The 6,214-nt window shown below is 65.8% G+C and carries 4 protein-coding genes; 3 read left to right on the forward strand and 1 reads right to left on the reverse strand.

The features are described 5' to 3' along the window. The first annotated feature begins 100 nt into the window (after positions 1-100). From ACH4D3_RS19730 to ACH4D3_RS19740, 3 genes are all read left to right on the forward strand, one after another. The gene (locus tag ACH4D3_RS19730) at positions 101-1,372 is read left to right on the forward strand and encodes a helix-turn-helix domain-containing protein (protein WP_398323586.1); all 1,272 of its coding nucleotides are present in this window, start codon (positions 101-103) and stop codon (positions 1,370-1,372) included. Positions 1,373-1,610: 238 nt separating this feature from the next. Beyond that, complete coding sequence (locus ACH4D3_RS19735) at positions 1,611-2,825, forward strand: hypothetical protein (RefSeq protein WP_398323587.1); 1,215 nt, start codon at positions 1,611-1,613, stop codon at positions 2,823-2,825. Positions 2,826-2,934: 109 nt separating this feature from the next. Then, on the forward strand, positions 2,935-3,243 hold the full coding sequence (locus ACH4D3_RS19740) for a hypothetical protein (RefSeq protein ID WP_398323589.1): 309 nt from the start codon (positions 2,935-2,937) through the stop codon (positions 3,241-3,243). A gap of 896 nt (positions 3,244-4,139) precedes the next feature. Here the strand turns inward: ACH4D3_RS19740 and ACH4D3_RS19745 are convergent. Then, on the reverse strand, positions 4,140-6,214 hold a 2,075-nt coding region (locus ACH4D3_RS19745; RefSeq protein WP_398323591.1), incomplete at its 5' end, for a Helicase associated domain protein.

Below are 6,214 nucleotides of genomic sequence, written 5' to 3' on the forward strand. Positions count from 1 at the left end.
GCGTCTCCCTGTTGTCGGTCCCCCTCCGTATCATTGACGCTCAGCCGCTGGGCCTCACGGTCCCGCCGAGCCTCGGATCAACGGGAAGCGGGACCGCACAGTGACATCGATCTACCTCTCCTCCGACAATCCCCGGTGGACACCGAAGACTGAGGCCAACCTGGAGGCCGCCGTCACCGGCGGCCTGCTCGAGGAAAGCCATCACCTGGACCTGAAAAGGGCCCCGCACAGCAAGGGCGACAACAAGGAACTGGCGCGAGATCTGTCCTCGTTCGCCGTCGACGGCGGAACACTGATCATCGGCGTGCAGGAGAACAAGGAGAGCCGCACCTTCGAACTCGCCCCCCAGTCTCTGAACGGGTTGGCGGAAAAGATCGAGCAGGTGGCACGGACAATTCCCGACCCACCGCTGACCATCCTCACCGAGGAGATCAGCGCTGCGGCCAACGACGGGACCGGCTACCTCGTCGTACACATCCCGGCCAGCCCCGTCGCGCCGCACATGGTGGACAACCGGTACTTCGGCCGCGGTGACAAGACGAAATACCAGATGGGTGACGCCCAGGTCGTCGCACTGCACGCAAAGCGGCGGAACGCCGAAGCGGACACGCTCCTGCTTCTGCAGAAGCAGATGGAAGAAGACCCACTGCGCGACGTCGGCGTCCAGTCCCACTTGTTTCTCGTTGCGCAGCCCACGGCCGGCCGCCGGGACATGTGCCTGTCCATCACCGGTGCTCAGGACTGGAACTTGCGCATGGCTACGCTGATCAAGCGCGTCCAAGAGTCTCAGGACCTGCGATCGGCACTCGCCGGGCGGGGATTCAGTCCTGATCTAGGCGACGCCCACCAGGGGAACCGGCGAGCTAGGGGAGTGGCTCGCACCTCCTCAGGTCTCGGACCCGACCGTACGTACATCCCTGAAGGGCGCTGGGGCGATGAGGACGTCATCGAACTCCAGCTCTTCGAGGACGGCGGCCTGAAGCTGCTCATGACCCGTCTCTCCGACAATCTGTCCAAGCCGCACACTGCGACAGATGACACGGAACAGGTCATCTTCGACTCCGCGGCCGTTGTCCTTACCCGGCAAGTACTGGAACTTCTGCGCCTGATCTCCGAAGACGTCGGATACCACGGCAACTGGGCGATGGCGGTCGGAGCCAACCGGCTCCGCGGTCGGCGCAGGTACTCCGGTCAGTCGGTCTTTCCGAGCAGCCAGAGATACAGCGAAGACAGGTACGAGGAGACCACCGGCATCACACTGGCCGAACTTCGTGAAGCACAAGGGGCGGTCACCAGGCGCCTGCTCGGCCCGCTGCTGCGTTCCCTGGACTCCCAAGAAGTGTTCACCGAGGCGTTGATCGATAAGGAATGACGCGACCTGCGGGTTCCTCTCGTAGCGACCAGCCGCCAAAGGACAGCGGGTCTCCGAAGTGCTCGCCGATGCCGTAGAACCGTGCCTGACTCGTACGGGCCCTCTACACCCGGCTGGACCGCCTCACCGAACCCGCCCCGGCAACCGCGTAGTTCACCAAGCGAAAATCGAGGACCGAGGGGTGAACCGGTCTCTACGATCGACAGACGATCCACACGAATAGCGCAAGGAGCAACCAGTGGGGGAAGTCGTCCTTCATCCGGCGAGCGATCTGATCTCGGACAGCGAGGTCCCCGCGATCATGGGGCAGATCCGGCCGCAGTGGCAGTCCAAAGGACTGATCGAACGTGTTCGGCGCCTGCTGCCGGTGGATCCGAGCAGCGCGTGCCAGCGACTGCTGAACGCCGCCGTCCAGGATCTCCGCGAGAAGGTTCAGATCGCCGGTATCGACATCGCCTCCGAAGTCGCCGCGGCGCACAAGCTGCCGCCGATCAACCGTGGCGACCGCGGGGCCGAGGACATCGAGAACTACTCCACCGCCAAGCTCATCGACCTCTCGTACAGGATGGGACTGCTCAGCCGGCCCGAGTGGCGCAAGATGACCCGCGCCTACGACATCCGCCGCGACCTGGAGCACGAGGACGCCGAGTACGAGGCTGGCATCGAGGACTGCATCTACATCTTCAAGACCTGCGTCGACGCGGTCCTCTCCCGCGACCCCATCACGCTCATCCACGTCTCGGAGGTCAAGCAGATCGTCCAGGCGTCGGGCCCCGTCGCCGCGGACCCAGATCTCCTGACCGACTACGAGCACGCCCCCGACACCCGGCAGCTGGAGATCCTCAAGTTCCTGCTGAGCATGGCCCTGAGCGACTCGGAACCCGAACTGATCCGAGGAAACTGCTACACCCTCATCACGGAAATCTCCCCTTGCACCCGTGACGGCGTACGCGTTGACCTGGCCAAGTATCAGATGGACAAGGTCGGACGCGTGCCGCTGACAGAGCTTCAGGTCCGCGTCGCCCACGCGGCCGGCATCCTGCCGTATTTCCGGAAATCTCAGCGAACCGCCTTCTTCCGTAGCCAGCTTGAGGCCCTGCAGAAGATCGGCCACAGCTGGAGGGCCAACGCCTCCCACGGCCCCGCCCTCCGGCTGTTCCCCGAGTTCGGCGGGTTGGCCGCGGTGCCCGCCGACGTGCGGGTGGACATCGTCCGTTGGATGACCCTCTGCTACATCGGCGAGGAGGGCGGCTACGGCACGATGGGCCGCAACCGCAAGGTCTTCTACAGCAACAGCGCCGCGCCGCTGATCGAGCAGATGTTCAAGGACCACCGCGAGATCATCCGTGATGATGTCAGCGGCCTGCAGAAGGACCGCAGCGTGAAGCTTGCCTGCCGTGATGAGTACGTTGCCCGACGCTTCCAAGACCTCCTGGACCTGGTCGGTGCTTGACACAACAGCTCGGGCGCCAGAGAGACGACTCCCTGACGCCCGAAGTGGTAAGTGGTGCGCCGACGCACTCAGTCTGTGGCACCCTACGTTCCATTAGGGGGATCAATTGATGACCGAGTACGTGTGTACCGCATGCCCCTTCCAGGCTGACGGCCTCGAAGAACTGCAGCGGCACTCACTGGAGACCGGCCACGTCGGCATCTGCAAGAGCGGAGCTCCACCAACTGGAGGCAAGCTCACCAAGCGTCTGGTAGTAACTCAGGGCGTGACCCTTGCCGCCCTTGGAGCTTCCCTTTCCGCGTGCACGTACCTCTACGCCAAGTGGCAGAGTGCAGAGGCGGAGAACACCTACTTGAAGTCACCTAGCGGCGCAGGTCGCAACCTCAAGAGCCATGACAAGAGCCGTGACAAGGAATGAGCTGAGTGCGGGCGATGCCTGCGCCGTCGATCGGTGAATCTGCTGACGTGGGGGAGCGCTGACCGGCTGCTGCCCCGCGTCCTGGCCACACGTGGACATCACGCCGCTCCTTCCATGGCTGCCCACTCCAGTCCGAGGCCGGCGAGCACGAGTTTGTCGGCGGGGGGGCTTGGCGCGCCTGTACGTGGTGCGGAACGGGGCACGGATGGTGTGAACCACATCACAGTACGTTGAACCCCTTCCTTCGTACCATCCGGCCGCCCGGTCACCCCGGCACGACGAACATGGTGCAGTGCCAACCAGGTTCACGTGTTGGCGCTCAGGTAGGTGAAACCCTGGCCACTCGGCCGGCCGTGGCGGACTGAACTGCCCCTGCGCAAAAGGCCAATGAGCGGCCCTGACACCGCGTAAGGTGGTGCGTGCTTCCTAGAAGAAGCCTCGGAGGGGGACCGCACGGGCGGGTTCTCGGGCCCGGGATCCGGCAACAAGGTGTCGGTCCCACTGTCCCGAGGAGGTCTCGATGGGGAAGCATGCGCGGCCAAAGTCGGTGCGCTGGAAGCGGGTGTTGAGAAACATCCGGCTCTGGATGGCTCCGGTGATGGCGACCGTGTTCTGGGTGGGTCAGATGCTCCGCACGTGGTGCTGGGGCTTGAACTGACACCGCCCCCAGCTCAATGCGAGTGAGCTGGGGACGGCACCCGATGCGGTGCGGGGCCCTTGCCGTGACAGCGGCGGGGCCCCGTCGCTCGTAGTTCGCGACTTAATTGACAACTAAGTCGGTAACCCCACCCTAGCGCACCCATGGATGCGCAAGGGTGGGGTTTTGTGGTTTCGTGCGATCGCACCTGCGATCGCAGATTACCCGGAATCATGAGGTCAACACCGGTTTAGAGCTGCTACACCTCAGCCCACTCCAGCCCGAGGCCGGCGAGCGCGGCGAGCTTGTCGACGGTCAGCTTGGCCCGGCGGCTCTTGCTGTTGGACAGGAACACCCCGAGCTTCACCTCCGACCCATCCGGCAACGCCTCTACGTGGCCCCTGGGGACCTTCACAGAGCCCGTGCGGGCCTTGTACTGCGCCAGGGCCGCAACGCCCCTCTCGAAGGCGCTCACGGGCGTCGTGGACGGCTCCGCGGACACGTCCGGCTCCACCGGGGCCGGAGCGGCGAGCGGGGTGACGCCGACGGCCTCCAGGCGCTCGCGCTGCCCGTCGGCCAGGGCCTCCCACACCTCGGGCTTGCGCTGCCGGGCCAGCCACTTCCCCACGTCCATGCCGTGCACGGTGAAGCCGGGCATGACCTCCGCCGGGCCTTCCTCGTCACGCACCAGCTCACGCAGCGCGGCGTAGTGCCTCTGCCACTCCGCCGGCCACTCGGGGTTCCAGTCCTCGTCCACGGTCGCCAACGCCGCCTCCCACTCCGGGTGTTCGGCCAGCGCACCCGGACGACGCAAATTGCTCAACCACTGCCCCACGGGCTTGTCGAGCGCGGCCGTGGACCGGGGAGCGCACAGCGTCCAGTGCTCCTGGTAGTACACCCGGGCGGCTGCTAGGTTCTCCTGGAACCGCGCATCGGCCGCCGACCAGGCCATGCCCAGCTTCTCCAGCCGCGCCGCGCGCCGGCCGTTCATCTGCCCCGCCCCGTACGCCCGTCGCTGCTCCGCGACCCAGGTCCCCAGCGGGAACGCGCCCTCCTTGTGCTCGTACGGCACCCGGGCGTGGCCCTCACGCTCCGTATACTCCTTGAGCTTCGCCCAGCCCCTCGCCCAGTCCTGCCGCTCCGTGTCGATCACGTTGAAGGACACCCAGTTCGCGACCATCACCGGATCACGCGGAGCAGCAAAACGGAGCAGCAGACGGGTTTCTTCCTCGTTATCACCGGGCGCGGCACCGATGTATTCGGAGGGCTGCGCGACGTCCTTCTGAGGCTCCTGCGGGATCGCCAGCAATTCGACGGCCTCTTCGTCGTGAGCCCGCAGACCTTCCAATACCTTCACCAACGGCTTGTACGAACCCGAGGTGAACATGTCCTCCGGGCTTTCGTCAGGCTGGAGGAAAACCGGCACGATCAGAGAGGCGAGCTTTCCTTCTCCGGGCTTCTGGCGCAGCGCGCGGCCGATCGCCTGCACGATGTCGTGCGGCGCGCCCTTGGGGTCCAGCAGGGCCACCGAGTCCACGGCCCGGATGTCCACGCCCTCCCCCAGGACGCGGCAGTTCGAGAGCACCGCGCGCCGGGCGGTGGAGCCGAACTTGCCCAGCACCTCCCGCCGGCGCTCCGGGACGTGCTCGCCGCACAGCCAGTCCGCCCAGATCTCGGACGGGTACTTCTCCGGCTGGTCGGCGTGCAGCCGCTTGGCCACGCGCTGAAGGCCATCCGCGTACGCCGCGGCCTCTATGGTCCGATGGTGGAAGGTGATGCAGGTCTGGAGGTTGTGCTGCTCCATCGTGTGCAGCAGCGCGGCCTGGAGGGTGCCCAGGCGCTGCCCGCGGACCTCCTCGGTGTGCCGCTCCTCGCCCATCAGCCGCTCGGGCGTCACGACCGGGTCCTGGAGCTCCAGGACGATGATCTGGTACCGCGCCAGCAGCTTCCGCGACACCGCCGACGCCAGCGAGAGCTTGTAGAGGACCGGCCCGAAGACCTTCTCATCGTCCATGGAGGCCGCTATCTCGCGCGGCAGCGGGTCGCGTACCCCTTCGGCGACCTCGCGGTTCAGCCGCTCCTCCCAGATCCGCGGCGTCGCCGTCAGATACAGCCGGCGGTGCGCCGGGATCTTCGCCTGATCGTGGATGTCCGCCCACGCCTTACCCATCGACCCACTGGTCCGGTGCGCCTCATCGACCACCGCCAGGTCCACCGGCGCGAGCTTCTGCCCGTAGGCGCTGTGAGGTTCGGCTGTGATGTCGCTGGGATGTTCGGCGTTGTATGTCACTGACGTGTAGATGTATTCGTGCTGCTCAGGAGTAGTTGAGTCGC

The organism is Streptomyces sp. NPDC018026 (assembly GCF_044327745.1).
Lineage (GTDB): Bacteria > Actinomycetota > Actinomycetes > Streptomycetales > Streptomycetaceae > Streptomyces > Streptomyces rubrogriseus.